Annotated in this window: 17 protein-coding genes; 9 read left to right on the top strand and 8 right to left on the bottom strand. The window is 54.7% G+C overall.

Annotated features, from left to right (window positions below; all coding sequences use genetic code 11):
• From cyoB to U6037_RS23670, 5 genes are all read left to right on the top strand, one after another.
• On the top strand, positions 1-2,031 hold the full coding sequence (cyoB, locus tag U6037_RS23690; protein WP_322844726.1) for a cytochrome o ubiquinol oxidase subunit I: 2,031 nt from the start codon (positions 1-3) through the stop codon (positions 2,029-2,031).
• 3 nt (positions 2,032-2,034) lie between these two features.
• A complete protein-coding gene (gene cyoC, locus U6037_RS23685) occupies positions 2,035-2,658 on the top strand; it encodes a cytochrome o ubiquinol oxidase subunit III (protein WP_034156084.1) in 624 nt (207 codons plus the stop codon).
• A complete protein-coding gene (gene cyoD / locus U6037_RS23680; RefSeq protein WP_007916940.1) occupies positions 2,658-2,993 on the top strand; it encodes a cytochrome o ubiquinol oxidase subunit IV in 336 nt (111 codons plus the stop codon). The genes cyoC and cyoD overlap by 1 nt, the downstream gene beginning before the upstream one ends.
• A gap of 11 nt (positions 2,994-3,004) precedes the next feature.
• Positions 3,005-3,892: a heme o synthase gene (cyoE, locus tag U6037_RS23675; RefSeq protein ID WP_007916939.1), complete on the top strand. Its 888-nt coding sequence runs from the start codon at positions 3,005-3,007 to the stop codon at positions 3,890-3,892.
• Between the two features lie 320 nt (positions 3,893-4,212).
• On the top strand, positions 4,213-4,704 hold the full coding sequence (locus tag U6037_RS23670; RefSeq protein WP_007916938.1) for a RidA family protein: 492 nt from the start codon (positions 4,213-4,215) through the stop codon (positions 4,702-4,704).
• A 259-nt stretch (positions 4,705-4,963) separates the two neighbouring features.
• Here U6037_RS23670 and U6037_RS23665 read toward each other — a convergent pair whose 3' ends face one another.
• The 3 genes from U6037_RS23665 to U6037_RS23655 all read right to left on the bottom strand — a co-directional run bounded on the left by U6037_RS23665 (position 4,964) and on the right by U6037_RS23655 (position 7,163).
• Positions 4,964-5,665: a hypothetical protein gene (locus U6037_RS23665; RefSeq protein WP_034156087.1), complete on the bottom strand. Its 702-nt coding sequence runs from the start codon at positions 5,663-5,665 to the stop codon at positions 4,964-4,966.
• A 133-nt stretch (positions 5,666-5,798) separates the two neighbouring features.
• On the bottom strand, positions 5,799-6,203 hold the full coding sequence (locus U6037_RS23660; RefSeq protein ID WP_322844725.1) for a GNAT family N-acetyltransferase: 405 nt from the start codon (positions 6,201-6,203) through the stop codon (positions 5,799-5,801).
• Positions 6,204-6,257: 54 nt separating this feature from the next.
• Entirely contained in the window at positions 6,258-7,163 is a 906-nt protein-coding gene (locus tag U6037_RS23655; protein ID WP_127929684.1) for a LysR family transcriptional regulator, read from the bottom strand.
• A gap of 102 nt (positions 7,164-7,265) precedes the next feature.
• Here U6037_RS23655 and U6037_RS23650 point away from each other — a divergent pair, with 102 nt between their 5' ends.
• Positions 7,266-8,438 carry an aspartate aminotransferase family protein gene (locus U6037_RS23650; RefSeq protein WP_322844724.1) on the top strand — a complete coding sequence of 391 codons (1,173 nt, stop codon included), beginning with the start codon at positions 7,266-7,268 and terminating at the stop codon, positions 8,436-8,438.
• A 119-nt stretch (positions 8,439-8,557) separates the two neighbouring features.
• Here the strand turns inward: U6037_RS23650 and U6037_RS23645 are convergent, their stop codons facing one another.
• The 3 genes from U6037_RS23645 to U6037_RS23635 form a co-directional block, all read right to left on the bottom strand.
• Positions 8,558-10,477 (bottom strand): alkaline phosphatase D family protein, encoded by a 1,920-nt coding sequence (locus tag U6037_RS23645; RefSeq protein ID WP_322844723.1) that lies wholly within the window; start codon positions 10,475-10,477, stop codon positions 8,558-8,560.
• 72 nt (positions 10,478-10,549) lie between these two features.
• Entirely contained in the window at positions 10,550-11,287 is a 738-nt protein-coding gene (locus U6037_RS23640; protein WP_322844722.1) for a hypothetical protein, read from the bottom strand.
• 116 nt (positions 11,288-11,403) lie between these two features.
• Complete coding sequence (locus tag U6037_RS23635) at positions 11,404-11,862, bottom strand: hypothetical protein (RefSeq protein WP_322844721.1); 459 nt, start codon at positions 11,860-11,862, stop codon at positions 11,404-11,406.
• Positions 11,863-11,887: 25 nt separating this feature from the next.
• Here U6037_RS23635 and U6037_RS23630 point away from each other — a divergent pair, with 25 nt between their 5' ends.
• Both U6037_RS23630 and U6037_RS23625 read left to right on the top strand, forming a co-directional pair.
• Positions 11,888-12,634, top strand: a complete 747-nt coding sequence (locus U6037_RS23630; RefSeq protein ID WP_322844720.1) for a hypothetical protein — start codon at positions 11,888-11,890, stop codon at positions 12,632-12,634.
• A 45-nt stretch (positions 12,635-12,679) separates the two neighbouring features.
• Positions 12,680-13,048, top strand: coding sequence for a PH domain-containing protein (locus tag U6037_RS23625; protein WP_034156100.1), 369 nt, complete (start codon positions 12,680-12,682; stop codon positions 13,046-13,048).
• Positions 13,049-13,060: 12 nt separating this feature from the next.
• On the opposite strand, the gene U6037_RS23620 is transcribed toward U6037_RS23625, so the two are convergent.
• Positions 13,061-13,390, bottom strand: a complete 330-nt coding sequence (locus U6037_RS23620) for a hypothetical protein (protein WP_220558895.1) — start codon at positions 13,388-13,390, stop codon at positions 13,061-13,063.
• A gap of 219 nt (positions 13,391-13,609) precedes the next feature.
• Positions 13,610-14,428, bottom strand: a complete 819-nt coding sequence (locus U6037_RS23615) for a hypothetical protein (RefSeq protein ID WP_322844719.1) — start codon at positions 14,426-14,428, stop codon at positions 13,610-13,612.
• Positions 14,429-15,607: 1,179 nt separating this feature from the next.
• Here U6037_RS23615 and U6037_RS23610 point away from each other — a divergent pair.
• On the top strand, positions 15,608-17,773 hold the full coding sequence (locus U6037_RS23610; protein WP_322844718.1) for an AAA family ATPase: 2,166 nt from the start codon (positions 15,608-15,610) through the stop codon (positions 17,771-17,773).
• Positions 17,774-18,112 lie beyond the last annotated feature (339 nt).

The following is an 18,112-nucleotide window of genomic DNA, read 5'->3' as shown; positions in this document are numbered from 1 at the left end:
ATGTTTGGTAAATTAAGTTGGGAAGCAGTCCCATTCCACGAGCCGATCGTGATGGTGACCATCGCCATGATCGCCCTCGGTGGTCTGGCGCTGTTCGCTGCAATCACCTACTTCAAGAAGTGGACGTACTTGTGGACCGAGTGGCTGACTTCGGTCGACCACAAGAAAATCGGCGTGATGTACATCATCGTTGCCATGGTCATGCTGCTGCGCGGTTTTGCCGACGCCATCATGATGCGTACCCAGTTGGCCATGGCCACCGAGGGTTCGCCTGGCTACCTGCCACCTGAACACTATGACCAGATCTTCACCGCTCACGGTGTGATCATGATCATCTTCATGGCGATGCCATTCTTCACCGGCCTGATGAACCTTGCAGTGCCGCTGCAGATCGGCGCGCGTGACGTTGCGTTCCCGTTCCTGAACTCCCTGAGCTTCTGGCTGCTGGTTTCCGGCGTAGTGCTGATCAACCTGTCCCTGGGCGTCGGCGAATTCGCCAAGACCGGTTGGGTTGCGTATCCACCGCTGTCGGGTCTGCAATACAGCCCTGGCGTGGGTATGGACTACTACATCTGGGCGCTACAGCTATCCGGGTTAGGTACGACGCTAACGGGGGTCAACTTCCTCGCGACCGTACTGAAAATGCGTACCCCTGGCATGAAACTGATGGACATGCCGATCTTCACCTGGACCTGCACCTGGGCAAACGTTCTGATCGTGGCTTCGTTCCCGATCCTGACCGCTACCCTGGCACTGCTGACCCTTGACCGTTACATGGATTTCCACATTTTCACCAATGAACTTGGTGGCAATCCAATGATGTACGTCAACCTGTTCTGGGCGTGGGGCCACCCTGAGGTTTACATCCTGATCCTGCCGGCATTCGGCATCTTCTCGGAAGTGATCTCGGCCTTCACCGGCAAGAAACTGTTCGGCCACCACTCGATGATCTACGCCTCGGGCGCGATCTCGGTACTGGGCTTCATGGTTTGGCTGCACCACTTCTTCACCATGGGTTCGGGTGCCAGCGTCAACGCCTTCTTCGGTCTGGCGACGATGCTGATTTCCATCCCGACGGGTGTGAAGCTATTCAACTGGCTGTTCACCATCTACCAGGGCCGTCTGCGCTTCACCAGCCAGGTTCTGTGGACTCTGGGCTTCATGGTGACCTTCGCCATCGGCGGCATGACCGGCGTACTGCTGGCCATCCCGGGTGCTGACTTCGTTCTGCACAACAGCCTGTTCGTGATCGCGCACTTCCACAACGTGATCATCGGCGGTGCGGTATTCGGTTACATCGCTGGTTTCGCGTTCTACTTCCCGAAAGCGTTCGGCTTCAAGCTGCACGAAGGCTGGGGTAAAGCAGCGTTCTGGTTCTGGATCTCGGGCTTCTTCGTCGCGTTCATGCCGCTCTATGCACTGGGCTTCATGGGCATGACCCGTCGTCTGAACGCCACCACCAACCCTGAGTGGGTACCGTACCTGTACGTTGCCATGTTCGGTGCGGTGATGATCGCTGTGGGTATTGCCTGCCAGCTGATCCAGCTCTATGTGAGCGTGCGTGACCGTAACAAGCCAGAGAACGTTTGCGATCACGGTGACCCGTGGAATGCACACACCCTGGAATGGTCGACCTCGTCGCCACCTCCGTTCTACAACTTTGCTGTGCTGCCAAAGGCTGACTGCATCGACCCGTTCACCGAAGCTAAGGAAAACGGTACTGCGTACCAGCGTCCGGCCAAGTACGAGCCGATCCACATGCCGAACAACACCGCCACTGGCGTGGTGATGGGCGCACTGTTGACCGTCTTCGGTTTCGCAATGATCTGGCACATCTGGTGGTTGGCGATCGCCAGCCTGGCCGGCACCGTCATCTACTTCGTGATCCACGCTGCACGTGACGACCAGGGCTATATGGTTCCGGTTGAAACGATCGAGCGTATCGAAGCCGAGCAGCACAAGCGTCTGGTTGCGGCAGGGAAAATCCTGGCCGGTGCCACCCGTGTTGAAACCTCGTTGGAACAGGCTTAAACCATGTCGAACTTAGTGACCAATGTTGGACACGCCCATGGTGACCATGGGCACGATGACCATCACCACGACTCGGGCGAGATGACCGTATACGGTTTCTGGCTCTACCTGATGACCGACTGCATTCTGTTTGCGTCGATCTTCGCGGTGTACGCAGTACTGGTAAACAACGTTGCCGGTGGCCCGTCGGGCCACGACATCTTCGAACTGCCATACGTGCTGGGCGAAACCGCTCTGCTGTTGTTCAGTTCGATCACCTACGGCTTCGCCATGCTGGCGTTGTTCAAAGGCAAGAAGCAGCAGGTTCTGGGTTGGTTGTTCATGACCTTCCTGCTGGGCGCAGGCTTTATCGCCATGGAGATCAACGAGTTCCACCTGCTGATCTCCGAGGGCTTCGGTCCTAGCCGTTCGGGCTTCCTGTCGGCGTTCTTCACCCTGGTCGGTACCCACGGTCTGCACGTATCTGCGGGTCTGATCTGGATGGGCATCATGATGTACCAGGTCAACAAGCACGGCCTGACGGCGACCAACAAGACCCGTCTGAGCTGCCTGAGCCTGTTCTGGCACTTCCTGGACGTGGTGTGGATCTGCGTATTCACCGTTGTTTACCTGATGGGGACTCTGTAATGGCTAATGCACACTCCCATGACAGCCATGATGCTGGCCACGGCAGCGTAAAGTCGTACGCCATTGGCTTCATCCTGTCGGTGATCCTGACCGTGATTCCTTTCGGTCTGGTGATGTACCCGAGCCTGCCGAAAGCCACCACGCTGGCAATCGTTCTGTTGTTCGCAGTGATCCAGGTGATCGTTCACCTGTATTACTTCCTGCACCTGGACCGTTCCATTGCTCAGCGTAACAACGTGATTGCATTCGTCTTTACGGCGATCGTAATCGTGCTGCTGGTTGGCCTGTCGTTGTGGATCATGTTCAGCATCCACACCTACATGATGGCGAAGTGAGGTAAGACCCGATGTCGCTCAAGCACTTTATCCAAATCACCAAACCGGGGATCATTTTCGGTAACGTGCTTTCTGTGGCAGGCGGGTTCTTCCTGGCCTCGAAAGGGCATGTGGATCTGGCGGTGTTTCTGGCTGCCATGATCGGTACATCCCTGGTTGTCGCTTCCGGTTGCGTGTTCAACAACTGCATCGACCGCGACATCGACCTGAAGATGGAACGCACCAAGAACCGGGTGCTGGTGCAGGGCTTGATCTCCCTGAAACTGGCCCTGGTCTACGCGACCATCCTTGGTGTTCTCGGCGTTGCGTTGTTGTACAAGGTGGCCAATCCGTTGGCCGCTTTGTTCGCGGTAATCGGCTTCATCATCTACGTCGGCTTCTACAGCCTGTACCTCAAGCGCAAGTCGGTTCACGGCACGCTGGTGGGCAGTCTGTCGGGCGCCATGCCGCCAGTGATCGGTTACGTTGCCGTAACCAACAGCTTCGACATGGCCGCGCTGACGTTGCTGGTGATGTTCAGCCTGTGGCAGATGCCGCATTCCTACGCCATCGCGATCTTCCGCTTCAACGATTACCTGGCTGCATCGATTCCGGTGCTGCCAGTGAAGCGCGGGATTCAAGTGGCCAAGAAGCACATCCTGCTCTACATCCTGGCGTTCCTCGTAGCGACCTTGATGCTGACCTTCAGCGGTTACGCCGGCATGAGCTACCTCGCCGTCGCCGCGGCCATGGGCATGTACTGGTTGTACATGGCCTGGACCGGCTACAAAGCGGTGGATGACACGGTCTGGGCACGCAAGCTGTTCGTGTTCTCGATCTTCACCATCACTGCGTTGAGCGTCATGATGTCCCTGGACTTCAAGGTGCCCGCAGAGCTGCTGCTGACGTACGCGCCGTAAGGCTCAAAGGCTTGAAGAAAAACCCCGCACATTGAGAGATGTGCGGGGTTTTTTGTTGGGTGGATTATGCTGATTTGATGTGCTGCCCTTCGCGAGCAGGCTCGCTTCCACAGGGGATATGTGATCGACGCAGATCAAATGTGGGAGCGAGCCTGCTCGCGAATCGCAACGTCATAGAATTTGCTGGGTTGGCGGTTGCAGACTTCCGGTAAACCCCCTAGATTTGGATCCAACATGACAGTGATAGCTCCTTGCCATTTGCGGTTGCCCATCTGTCTTAACCTGCGGTTCTTCATGCACTGATCAAAAGGCTGGGCGAAATGACTGAGAGGATGACCTGCGACGAGCGTTTTATTGCCCTGGCCCAAGAGCTGAACTACGACATTTATGGTGAGAACACCGCCGGCGGCAATTACGCGCCGCTGATCCGTCATCATGACGAGCTGTACATCAGCGGTATGGTGCCGCGCACTAACGGCAAGATTCAGTACCCCGGTCGGGTCGGGCTGGAGCTGACCCTCAAGGATGCGCAAGCCGCTGCGAGTATCAGTGCGATGCGTTGTCTGGCGTTGATCGTCGATGCGGTGGGTTCGCTGGACAAGATCAAGGCGTTGTTGCGGGTCACTGTTTATGTGAAGTCGACGCCGGACTTCGTTGACCTGAGCGAAGTGGCCAACGGTGCGTCGGACGTGTTCAGTCATGTGCTCGGCGATGCCGGCCGGCACACGCGCACCACGGTTGGTGTGTATCAGTTGCCGAAGAACGCAGCGATTGAGGTGGACATGATTGTAGCGTTGCATCCTTCGGCTTGAGGGTGACTTCACGGCTTGCCCTCACCCTAGCCCTCTCCCAGAGGGAGAGGGGACTGACCGAGGGGCTCTCAAGGTGCACGCCGACCTGAAGTATCGAGACGAACTCAGGTTTGAAAATCACACAAATCGGCTCCCTCTCCCTCGGGAGAGGGCTGGGGTGAGGGGCGAGGATTTTCGCCTTCTCACAAATCCCAAGCCGGACAACAGAAAGCCCCGCCTGAATATCAGAGCGGGGCTTTTTCATACAGCGGCTGCGCTATTACTGCGCGGCGATGCTATAGCCATCAAACGCAGTCTGCTGTTGCAGCGCGGTGATGATGTTCTTGCGGTTTACTGCCTGCTCGGTGCCGGCGTTGTCGACGAAGACTTCGCTTTCCAGCTCCGCTTCCTCGCCTTCACCAATGAAGGTGAAACCGAGGAACTCCAGCGCTGCACGGTCAACGTTCAGGCGCGAGCGTGGCGTGCGCAGCGGCAGGGTCACGCTGATGCCGTCCTTGCTGATGGTGAAGATTTCGACTTCTTTCTTCTTCGCAGCCTTGCTCTTGCCGCCGCTCGGATTGCTGATCGCCTGGTGGGTCTGGTTCAGCACTTTCAGCGCGAGGCCGTAAACGATTTCCTGGAACGCCGGATCGTCCTTGAAACTGGACAGGATGCGGCCGATCGAGAACTTGCTGCTGAGGTCTTCAAGGGCGGCGAGGTCGGCGGCTTCGGCGTCTTTCAGTGCCTTGAGTTCGCCCATCAGCTCGTAGGCCTTGTCATCATCGAAGCTGTCGTGAGCCTGACGGATCGCCGCGCGCAGCTCGCGGATCTGGTCGCTTTCGCGGGTCGACTGGAACGCGTCCAGGACCATTTCGCTGATGATTTTGGCTTGTGGCAGGTGTTGTGAAAGATTGATGGAGTTTTCGTATTCCGCTTTGGACGATTCGGTGACTACGGATTCAGCGGTGTTGAAATCGGACATTGAAATTTCACTACTTTTTAACTGGAGTGGAGATGAGAAAACCGAGGGCTTTTTCAGGCCGACTAATTTAGGGGAGCGCGACGGCGTTGTCACGGAGCAACGGTCTGCCGGTCGAGTTTTTTCCCGGCGTGAACTATTTCAGGCGCGGCCGTTCCATGGCAATCACCGAGGTCTCAAAACCCAGGCTGGCAAAAAAAGCCTCTGCGCCCTCGCGTCCGGCGCGCAGCACCCAGGTGATTTCGGGGTTGTCGCCCATGATGTGCTCGACCAGTGCGCGGCCAATCCCCTCACGCCGATGCTGGTCGTCGACTACCACCATCGACAGGTAACCATTGGACAAACCATCGGTGATCCCGCGAGCGAAGCCGATGATCTGCTCACCCTGGACGGCGACGGCGGTGCGCTGAGAGTTGTCGATCAACTGGGCGAAGTGTTCAGCTGAGCCGGTGCGATGGCCCCAGCCATGCTGCCCGAGAAACTGCCTCACCGATTGCGTTTCGGCGGGCAATAAATCGCGTACGTTGAATGTGTTGTTCATCTGCTTTTCGGGTCCTTGTCAGCGATTCTTCATGGGTGGCCGGTGCAGGCGACGTCAGGATTTCCCCCACCGCTGCATGACAAACTCTACGAAACGACGCAGTTTCGGCAAGCGATAGCGATCCGGCGCGTAGAGCAGATGCATCGGTCGGCTGGGTGGCTGGAAATCGGCGATCACTTTCACCAGTCGGCCTTCGCGCAGGTCTTGTTCCACCAGCGCATCCGGCAGCATCACGATGCCCATGCCGGTGCGGGCAGCCTGATGCAGCCCGGCGGAGCTGTTGATCAGCATAGGCCCGCTGACGTCGACCATGATTTCCCCGTCGGGGCCGCTGAGGCGCCAACGCTTTTCCACCGATTGCCAGTCGTCCCCGGCGGGATAGGCAAACGACAGGCAATCGTGATGCTGCAAGTCTTCCGGCGTTTTCGGCATGCCGCGCCGCGCGACGTATTGCGGCGAGGCGCACGCGGTCAGGGTGTAGTCGATCAAGGGCCGGGCGATCAGGTTGGACTGATCGAAATTGCCCAGCCGAAACGCCACATCCAGGCCGCTTTCCAGTAGATCGGGACGGCTGTTGGTCAGCACCACATCGAGTTTGACCTGCGGGTACAGCAGGGAAAACTCACTGAGCGCCGGGGCCAGCCGTTCGACGCCGAACGTCAGCGGCGCGGTGAGGCGCAGCATGCCCCTGGGTTGATCGAGGGTCTGCTCGGCGAGGCGTTCGGAATCGGCGACCAATCCCAACACTTCCAGACAACGCTGATAGTAAACGCTGCCGAATTCGGTGAGCCGTTGACGTCGAGTGGTGCGTTGCAGCAGTTGCACGCCCAGCCGTTTTTCCAGCGCGCGCAGGTGATTGCCAACCATGGTCGTCGACATATCACACTGCAGCGCGGCCGCCGTCATGCTCCCGGTTTCGACGACTTTGACGTACACGCTCATCGATTGGAACAGGTCCATTATCAAGCTCGGCTTTTAAATGAATGAAGTTTTGCCGAGTTTATCCAGTTTCGGTGGCTAACCATACTGCCAGCACACCGACCTGCACTGGAGTTTGAAATCATGACCGCCGCCCTGATGAACACCTACCAACCGCTGGCCCTGAGTTTCACGAAGGGCCTGGGCACTCGCCTGTGGGATCAGGCCGGTCGCGAGTATCTGGATGCGGTGGCCGGTGTCGCGGTGACCAATGTCGGCCACTCACACCCGCGGATCGTTTCGGCGATCAGCGATCAGGCGGGATTGCTGCTGCACACGTCGAATCTGTACAGCATCGACTGGCAGCAACAACTGGCCAAGCGGCTGACCGAGCTGTCGGGGATGGAGCGGGCGTTCTTCAATAATTCCGGTGCCGAGGCCAATGAAACGGCGCTGAAACTGGCGCGTCTGTACGGCTGGCGCAAGGGCATCGAACAGCCGCTGGTGGTGGTCATGGCCAACGCGTTCCACGGCCGCACACTTGGTACCTTGTCAGCCAGCGATGGCCCGGCAGTACGCCTGGGTTTCAACGAATTGCCGGGGGATTTCCTCAAAGTGCCGTTCGGCGATCTCGCTGCGCTGGAGCAGGTGCAGCAAAAGCACGGCGAGCGCATCGTCGCGATTCTGGTCGAGCCAATCCAGGGCGAAAGCGGTGTGCAGCTCGCGCCGCCGGGTTACCTGAAAGCCCTGCGTGAACTGTGCAATCGCCATGCGTGGTTATTGATGCTCGATGAAATCCAGACCGGCATTGGCCGCACCGGGCGTTGGTTCGCGTTTCAACATGAAGGCATCGTCCCGGATGTCATGACCCTGGCAAAAGGACTGGGCAATGGCGTACCGATCGGCGCGTGCCTGGCCCGAGGCAAGGCTGCGGACCTGTTCACACCCGGCAGCCACGGCAGCACTTTCGGCGGCAATCCGCTGGCCTGCCGGGTCGCTTGCACGGTGCTGGATATCATCGAAGAACAGGGCCTGCTGGAAAACGCCCGGGTTCAGGGTGAACGCCTTTTGACTCGTCTGCGTGCAGAGCTGGCGGACAATCCCAATGTGCTGGCGATTCGCGGGCAGGGCTTGATGATCGGTATCGAGCTGAAACAACCGGTGCGGGATCTGACCCTGATCGCCGCGCGGGATCATGGACTGTTGATCAACGTCACGCGGGGCAAGACGATACGGCTGCTGCCACCGTTGACGATTGATGAGCGTGAGGTGGAGATGATTGTCAGAGGTGTGGGGCGAGCGCTGATTGCGCATTGATCGCTGGCAAGTAGCACTGTGGGAGCGAGCCTGCTCGCGAAGGCGGACTATCGGTCGACATCTCTGCTGGATCGACTGCTTTCGCGAGCAGGCTCGCTCCCACATTTTCGGTGTAGGCCTTAGTCCGGATAATCCGCCAGATCCGGCGCCAGCATCCGTGTCTTCGCCTTGCCATTCGAATTGTGCTGAATGATCTCTCGCGGCTGCCCCTGCGCATTGAAAAACACCTGACCGATCCCCGCCGAATTCCACAACCGTTCGCCCGCCTCAGCATGCTCAGGCGTATACGGCACGATGCGCATGCGTCGGCGTTTGGTGAACCAGTTCAGCGGTGAGCGTGGCGAGTAGAGCCAGCGGTTGAGGCGGTCGAACCATTCCAGCAGGCTTTTTGGAAACTCGTTCTTGATCCCGCTGCTGGTGATCTGCCAGATCCGCGGCCCGGCCTTGCGGTGGCGGATAAGCACTTCGTATACGAAGGAATAATGCACGTCGCCCGACAGAACCACGTAGTTACCCGGTGTGCGCGAGTGGCGGAAAATATTCAGGATCACCTGCGCCGCACCGCGATGGGCCATCCAGTTTTCCGCGTCGACCAGCAGCGGATAACCGCACCAACTGAAGACCTTCTGCACCGTTTCAATCAGCTTCACGCCGAAGATCGGCGCCGGAGAAACGATGATCGCTGACGGATGATCAAGCAGCTCCTGTTGCAGTTCGCTCAGCGCCTCCCAATCGAGCAGGCCCGAGGGTTGCTTGAGTGCCATCTCACTGCGCCAGCGTCGGGTGCGCGTGTCGATAACCACCAGCGCAGGGCTGCTCGGCAGGACGAAATGCCATTGTTGAAAGCGCAGCAAATCATCGATCAGAGCATCCTGCACCGGGCTGTCGAGATACTGGTCATCACCGCTGGCGCTCAGCCCCAGGGTTTTCTCCAAGACATCCTTGAAGGCATCGGGATTGTTGCCCCAGCCCTGACACAACATATAGGCGATCAGCGCATTGCCGATGATGCGTTTGGAGAACGGATGGCCGTAGGCCGTTTCCTCCCATTGCGCGGACAGGTTCCAGTCGTCGGTGATGTCGTGATCGTCGAAAATCATCAGGCTCGGCAGATGCGCCAGCGCGCGGGCGACTTTGCCCAATCCGGCCTTGAAGGCATCGATGCGAGTCTGTTCGAGGGTGTAGCGCTTGAGGCGTTCGGGCGTCAGTTCGGGTGCTTGCGGATCGATCAGTGACCAGGCCGTCGGCGACCACACCAGCAGATACATCGCCATGACTTCAGCGAACGTCACCAGGTGATTGTCAGCACTGCTGCTGGTGAAAATCGGCTTACGTGCTCCGCCGAAAAATCGCTCGCGCAATGTCTCGTTGCTTTCCAGCGCGGGTAACAAATCCGCACGGTGGTAATAACTGGCCGGGTGTTCATAGAGCTTCGCGCTGTCGCTGACCACGGCACCTTCGAGGTGTTCGTCGAACAGGCCGAGGCGTTCGATCAATGCATGAATCGCCCGCAGCATCGGGCCAGCCACATCGTCGGCGTAGACCTGATCACCGCTCATCATCAACAGGGCGGGGCGTTGTTGCGGATCGGTTTCCGTCGCCAGCAATTGGTCGACGCAAAGCAAGCCATCCGTCGCCGGGTGATGCGGCTTGCGGCAAGAACCGTGCAGCAGTTGATCGATCCGCGCGCGCAGGACGAAGCTCGGGCTGGTTGCATCGCCGTACAGCAAATGCGCCGCCCAGTCGGCGATGCCGGATGTGCTATCGATCAGCAGGTCATAGTCGATCCGCGTATCGCAGGGCAGGGCGCTGTCGAGAGCAACATCGATGAGATGAACAAACGCCTGACGACCTACGGGAATGACCGTGCATTTCCCGGCGTCGAGAGGAATGTCTCCTACACCTTGCAGGCGCAAGGTCAGCGCCAGTGGCCGCGTGCCGACCAGCCACATGACCACGCGCGTCGGCTCCAGCCGTCGCAGCAGCGGGCCGGCAAGGACAGGAGGCAGTGGGATCAGGTCAGCGGGTGTCGGAGACATCGGAGGGCAAAGCTCAAGGCGCACAGGCCGGCGATGATAGCGCAGCCGGCGCCTTGAACCCTTAAATCAGCCTTAAGAGTCGGCTTTTTGCAGTTTCAGACTCAACAGGCGCCATTGCGCAGGTGTCGCGTCAACTCGCGGCTGCTCTTGCACGGAGCAATCGAAGCGGTAGGTGACATCGTCACCGTTCATGTTGCGCGCGGTGACGGTGTTGTTGAAGGTGTAGACCTGATCCTTGAAGCGGTGGCTGACCAGCGCCTTGCTGTCAGCAAAACGCGCCGACGCGGGAAAACGCAACGTACTGGTCACAAACGGGCTGCACATGACATACGCGATCATCGACTTGTCGGCCTGGGCGTCGCCGCGCAATTTCTTGTTCAGCGCTGCCAGAGCCATGCGACCGTCATAGTCGCTTTGATCCAGCACGGTCTGTAACCCGATAGATTTCGGCGCCCGGCTGGCGTAGTTCGGCAACAGCGCGGAGTCGGCGGGAGAGGGCTTGTCGTCCGGCTCGATGGCAGCAAAAACCGGCGCATCCTTCAGATCGGCAGCGGGTGTGACTGCCTCGGCCTCAGGCAATAGAGAGGTCGGCTCGGTGACTGGCGTGTTTTCGGCCCGCGCCGGCTCGTAGTCATGCGACGACGGAAACAACGACAACGTGATCGATAGCACCACCATCGCCACAATGAAGCCGCCCGCTGCGCCAACGATGTTGCCGTAGAAAATATTCCAGCTGCCACGGTTCTGCACCACCCAGCGCCACATGAACCCCCAAACCGCGACAATCGCCAGAAAACGCAGAAACTCCATTTGATCCTTTCCTTAAACCTTCAAAACCCTGAAATCAACGCACGCCCAAGGTGAACGCCGACGATGGGCGGCAAGATAACAAAACAAGCACGTAATGCCAGTGGCGATAGCGGCGCTCAGTGAAAATTGAGTGCGAAAAACGCCAGCGTCGTCACACCCGCAGCCAGCCCGCAGATGCCAGCGAAAAGTCGACGGGCCAACAGATGTTCCGGCTGAGGGCGTCTGACCAGCCACATCCAAACGCCCGCCAGCACGCCGAACGTTGTCATCACTTGCAGCACGCTACTGGCCAGATTCTCGGGTGAGGGAGGCACGTGCGCCGGGAAAAGGCCTGAACAGACCACCGAAAAAATCATTGCGACGATGAAGCCGCTGGCGGCACCCGCCAGGTTGGCAAGGATCAGGTTCCAGGCACCACGGGTCTGCACGACCCAAGCCCAAACGGCAGCCCAGACGAAAAAGTACAACACGGCCATCAAGGTGTTTCTCCCTCTGAAAATTGCCTCCATCGAGGCGCTGGCGACCTCGTTACTGGCAGTGGACGGCAAGATAGCAAAATAGTAGCGTCGCGCCACTGCCCATCTCTGTAACGGACTACCTATGCCAGTCAGTACCCATTGTTTGCGCCTGCTCTGCGCAATCACACTCGCCGCTGCAATGACCCCGACATTCGCCGCCGTGCAAGAACACCCGGAAAACAGCTGGAAGTATTACGCCGGCAACTGCCAGCGCGTGCTGGAAAAAATGGCCGACGTACAGAGCGGCCGCACCACCGCCTACGACGTGATGTTCGCCCTGGAAAGCAACCTGCAGACCATGAATGAACACCGCTCCAACCTGACGCCCAATCACCTGGGCTCGCGAGAATTCGCCGAATGCGAAAACTTCGCGGGCCAGGCTGAATCAATCATTGCCCAAGGCAAAGCCGAGTTCGCCGCGAAGATGCAAGGTGCTGCGGAGGAAGGCCGCATCGCCCACCAGAACTCCCCCGCCTACCAACGCGCCCGCTCTCTGGGCTACAGCGACGTCGGTGATATATCTTTCCTGAAACTGCACGAAGACACCGACGGCGAAGCACGCCTGAAAACCATGTTGATCACCGTCGACGAAATCTGCGGCCAATACTTCCGCGCCACGCAATACGTGAAGCCGTATGTGATCTACACCGTCAGGCCTTCGGATGGTGGATGCGGCGAAGTGAAGCGCGTCGCGGTGGTTGGCGGCCGAGCGGTGGAGAAGGGCGATTACATTGATGAGAAGGGCGAGTTTCAGTATTTGGGCTGGAAAAAGCTTGTTGGCGCGGATGGTTTCCCAACCGATATCCGCGTGCTGAAAGCCCGTCGTTGAAACTAAGAAATACCGGGATGTTTTCTTGAAGATGAGGATGGACAGATGATCGACTTCAACAACAAAGGCTTCTTCAAACTCAAGCAGAACGATGAGTACGCCGAGCGCGTAAGCGCGTTGTTGCTGGACGGTGAAGAAGTGATCGACTCTTACAAGGCCATGCGTGATGGCGTGGTGTTTACCAACAAACGCATCATCGCAGTCAACGTTCAGGGCATTACCGGCAGCAAGAAGGATTTCACTTCCTTGCCGTACAAGAACATCGTCGCCTACTCCGTGGAAACCTCGGGCACCTTCGATCTGGACTCGGAGCTGGAGATTTACTTCTCGTCACTGGGGAAAGTGAAGTTCGAATTCACCGGGAAGACGTCAATGGTGGAGATTTCCAAGTACATCTCGAAGCATCTGCTGTAACGGCAGGACCGATCACAAGATGTCTTTCAAATAACCCTTGAGCGCGAGGAGCGGCTGATCCAGCTGCTCCAGCGAACGCGCTTCGCTGAACTCAGCGGACAACTTGTGCAACTCACGCCCCAGCGGTTTCTCGACACCGCCCAACGCGTCCATCGCCAAACTCAGGCATTCATTCATCTTGAACTGAATGGTCTCGACATCCCCGCGCCGCACCAATAGTTCGAAAATGTCTTTCTGGTAATCGCCCATGACCATGTCGTCCCGTAGGATCGGGCTCAGGCCTTCTTCCTCGTAAGCGAGTTTGAGGGAGAACAGGGCGACTGTTTCCAGTGACGTTTCCATGGTGTGACCTTTGTGGGATCTCGCCGGACGGCCAGCGGCACTTTCCAGCAGACGAAAAAAAAGGCCTTGCTAAGCAAGACCTTTCTTAATTTTGGTGCCCGAGGGAGACTCGATTGATCTATATATTCCGTGGCCTGTAGATCGATTTCTTGATCTGGGATACAGGTAGGGATACAAGCTGAAGGCTGCTACTCAGCGATCAATCGACAGGAGCTTGGTCTATAAGTCAGATTGTTCAACCAAAAAGGGTGGGATATCAAGCAGTTCCGCTACGGCGTCGATTTTCTTCTTTGAAAAATTCCATGCACAGCTTCCGTCACGAGTTTTAATCCATTTCCCGCCCAGCTCCTTCAGCTCATCCTTTTTGGTCTTGGTGTCACCAGTAACGATAAATGACCTATCTGAATATTCACGTAGCTCAATGGCAACTACTTCCGCTTGCACCTTTGAGGAGGAAGCTCTCTTTACGACTGACTCTTTTGTGGCTTCCTTAGCCGCCTTTACGACTGACGCGTCCACGATGGTTCCAACCGAGAGGCCTCTGGTGATGATTGTAAGGTGTCGCGATAGGTGCACCTTGAGCTGTTCGACAGAAGAGTACTGCTCTTGGATTCCTTTGTTTCGGATGGTTTTTTTGAATTGTTCAAGTCGATCGAGCTGATCTTTGTCGATCTTGCTCGGTTGAACCGGAGCATCTGAGTAGTACAGCATCACCGGCTTGTCTTGCTTCAGAAACCACTTTATCTCTTCCACTGTACCGCTATCTTCTACGCCAGTAGGTGAGCCAAGCCTGGTCCAGAAAGCACCAATCAGCATGTCGCATGATTTGACGACTAGATCGTTGATTACACCCTGCGGACGGTCCGCCATGCTAGGTGCGCTATGGGACTCCCACATGACAGGCAAAAGAACTTTCCCTGTGCTTTGGGAGTGCAGCGCATTCCATTCGTGAAGGCTCTCAGCAATCGCCTGCCTCTCACAGGGTACGTCGGATGGTGACGCGATCAGTACGTTGAAGACACTAGCCGAATAGGGCATGTTTCCTTTCCTTGGCTTTATTTTTATTGGTGGAGAGGCAAGCATCTGTGCTCCCTCCAAACTGGTTGTACAGAAAGCAAGGGCGATGCGCCACTACGAAAAGGCGAGAGCTCGTAGTTGATCTTAGTATGAAATTTTCCAAGGACGCTGGACTGGTAGGTGATGACTCGGTTCAGCTGAAATAACTGCCGGGGACCCTGAGGACTTTCAAGGGATACGGGGTCGGAAACCCGCAGGACTGTGTTAGTGGGAGGATTTCAAAGTTACTGAAATTTCAGGCGTTGAAATCGACAGAATTCTGCTGAAAAAAGGCCATCGTTACCGCAGCGGTAACGATGGCCTTTTGTGTTGATGATTATGGACACCTTGGGCCGTCAACCAAGTCAACCTGTCAACCAATGTACAAAAATCAGCCACTGCCAAGATCACGCGGGTTTTATGCCCCGTGTCATTCGGAAACGCGCAGGGTCCCCGGAGATCTCCCATCATCTGTGCAACTGCACTGGTGAACTGTGTGTTCACCCGGTTCACCTGTTCACTAAGCTGGGCACCTGTCCGCTAACAAAGCCCCGCGGGTTTCCGACCCCGTATCTGTGTCTTTTGCCCAGGGGCCCCAGGTTTTCCGCTGGAATCTCTTCGCTGAAGGAATCATTGCTAGTGGGGGGCGGGGTAGACATGTAGAAAACAGCGTGTAACTGGTGTTACAGGTGTTACAGGTGTAACTCTGCTGGGCAACTAATTGATTTTATTGAATAAATAGCGCGCTACACTGACCGGGGTTTCTTCAGTTATGAGGTGTATCAATTACGAATGGTGTAACGTTTTCTGTCGTTGAATCAAAACAGAGCGCGCTGCCCGAAGGATAGAGCGGTGCAACAAAAGCTTGTGAAAGCCATAGTTACCACCCAGGAACGTCTGCTTACGGCCAGATGCGGACGTTCACAAGCGACCACACAAGAACAGACCACCATACGCATGCTCGCGTACGGACTTAAAGTCGTACCTTGAATAAACAGTCTAAGCTGTTCGTAGTTTTTACGTTTTCGCTTTCCCCAACGTAACCAGACTATTGTAAATCCCTAGTGTGGCGGGTACGGGTTGGACAGCGGTGGAGGCTCGTGTTGAACACTATTGGCTGAGCACACCGCGAAGCGAAGTTCAGGACAAGGCGGATATACAATGAGAGAAGTATGTGTCGACCTAAAAAATTGCTACGGAATCAAGTCATTAGATTATAAATTTGATTTTGGCAATCCTGCTGAGCACAAAAAATCTTTCGCAATTTACGCCCCTAATGGGTTGATGAAAACATCATTCACCAAAACATTTGAAAATCTGGCCGCGGGCGGGGTCCCGAAAGAAGAACGTTTTAACAGAATCGCCAAAGCCGTGGTACGCATCGATAATGCCGCCATCACATCCCAGTGCATTCATGTACTAAAGTCAGAAATCGATTTATCTCAAGAAAGCCCAGAGATGTCGAATATCCTAGTTAATCCTGATAAAAAAACTAGATACGACTCGCTGGTTCTTGATATCGAAAAGCAAAAGATTAAATGCATTAGCTCGTTGCAGAAGCTATCAGGCGTACCTAAAAAAGATATTGAAGTAAAGATCCTAAAAGATATTGGCCAGAGCGATTTCTTCGAATGCCTTTCCAAACTATCTGAGGATCAACTAAAAATATCAAGTACGCCTCCTTATAATTATGCAGCTATATTTGATGATAAAGTTACTGAGCTTTTAAGTAGTAAAGATTTTCTAATTAATGCCAAGGAGTTTAGTGAGAGGTATCAGCAAGTTTTTACGCAAGATGGAACTATCTTTAAGAAGGATATATTCAATCCAATAAAGGCTGAGCGCTCATTCGCAACTTTAAAAAGCCAAGGGTATTTTGAGGGCGGCCATCTCTTATATCTAAGAGGTGACTGCTCACCTGTAGGGATTGATGAGGTTGAAGAGAGGGTGAAAGTTCTCCTTGCAAAAATTGAAGAAGACGAGCGTTTGAAATCCATTAAGGATAATATTTCTAATAACACACAAACGCAAGCTATAGCAAGTTTGTTTGAAAGTCTTCCAATGAGTGATATAGAAATATTGTTAGACGGTTTGAAGCCAGAGAATCAAGGAGTATTTAAGTCAATTCTCTGGAGATTTTATTTAGAAAATAGCCCCGAGACTATTACCTACCTTAGCTTGTATTCAGCCGCAAAAGAAGAGATCGACTCAATAGAAAAAGAGGCAGCAGTCTTAGCGCCAGAATGGAGCGCTGCCGTGAACCTGTTCAATGATCGGTTCACTGATATGCCCTTCAGACTTTTAGTAGAAAATCATGTCCAAGCCGCCCTAGGGAAAGAACGGGCCAAATTGGCCTATATGTTCAAGGATGACGATGGAAAGGAAGTTAAGCTAGGGCGCAACGAACTGAAAACTCTCAGCCAAGGCGAGAAGAGAGCACTCTATCTTCTAAACTTTATCTTTGAGGTTGAAGCAAAAACAAAACTAAATAACGAAACTATTTTTATAATAGATGACGTTGCAGACTCATTTGACTATAAAAACAAACACGCTATCATCCAATATCTTGAGGATATTGAAGGCAAAGCCAACGTCTATCAGATAATTCTAACTCATAATTATGATTTTTTTAGAAGCCTAACAAAATTCGTGCATCGAAAAAGATGTTTAATGGCAAATAAACATCCCGACAGGATCGAGTTGGTAACTGCTGAAGGTGTGGAGAATTACTTTATTGGCATTCTGAAGAGAGACTTTCACAAGAATTTACGTGCGATGTGCGCTGCGATTCCGTTTACTAGAAACATTATCGAATATACCAAAGGTGATAAACACCCTGAATATCTCAAGCTAACAAGCCTGCTACATCAAAAAGATGATACCGACGCCATAACTCACAAAGATTTTGTCGATATTTACAACTCAACATTTTGTTGCCAGCATCCCGGGATTGAAAGGTCCATAAAAGACATAATTTTTGAACAAGCCGAGGCTATCTCAGGTAGTCCTTTACAGACAGGCCTAAATCTTGAAGATAAGGTTGTGATGTCGATGGCAATACGGCTTAAAGCAGAATTTTATATGTTAGAGAAGATCAGGGGCGCGCTGAATAATCCGAACTACTGGTGCACTGATCATGGCCAGTTTGGAAAGTTGCTCGGGCAATATATCGGTCACTACCCAAAAAGCCTATCCATTCCAGCATTAAGAAAAGTAAGCGTGACCGTCAGTTCGAATATACATCTAAACTCATTTATGTATGAGCCCATATTAGACTTGTCTATAGGGCATCTATCTGAGCTGTATAAAGATGTGAAATCGCTATAATGCGAGAGAGTGAGCAAATCTACTTACGAGCTCGGCCGGCTGTTTCTGGCCGAAGGCGATCACTCCTACGTGGCCGCTTCCGGCCATAAGTGGTAATTCGCGAGAAACTTAGGTCAACCTGGAGGCAGGTGCTTGCGAGAGATAGCCTTCTTCAAATAGTCGTAACTATAATACAGTTTCGCCGACAGATTGAAGCATGGGCAGTGGGCGGTCCAAAGATCATGGAAATCACGACAAACAAAATCTACGAATTAGTGATTCTACGTAATTTAGGGTGCCATCATTACGCAAAAAATGGGCATCGTAGCAGCTGCTATTGTTCCGCATTTCAACGTGCTC

Source organism: Pseudomonas sp. B33.4 (genome assembly GCF_034555375.1).
Taxonomy (GTDB): Bacteria; Pseudomonadota; Gammaproteobacteria; order Pseudomonadales; family Pseudomonadaceae; genus Aquipseudomonas.
The sequence above is the reverse complement of the archived record's forward strand: the minus strand, read 5'-3'. Positions and strand labels throughout refer to the sequence as shown.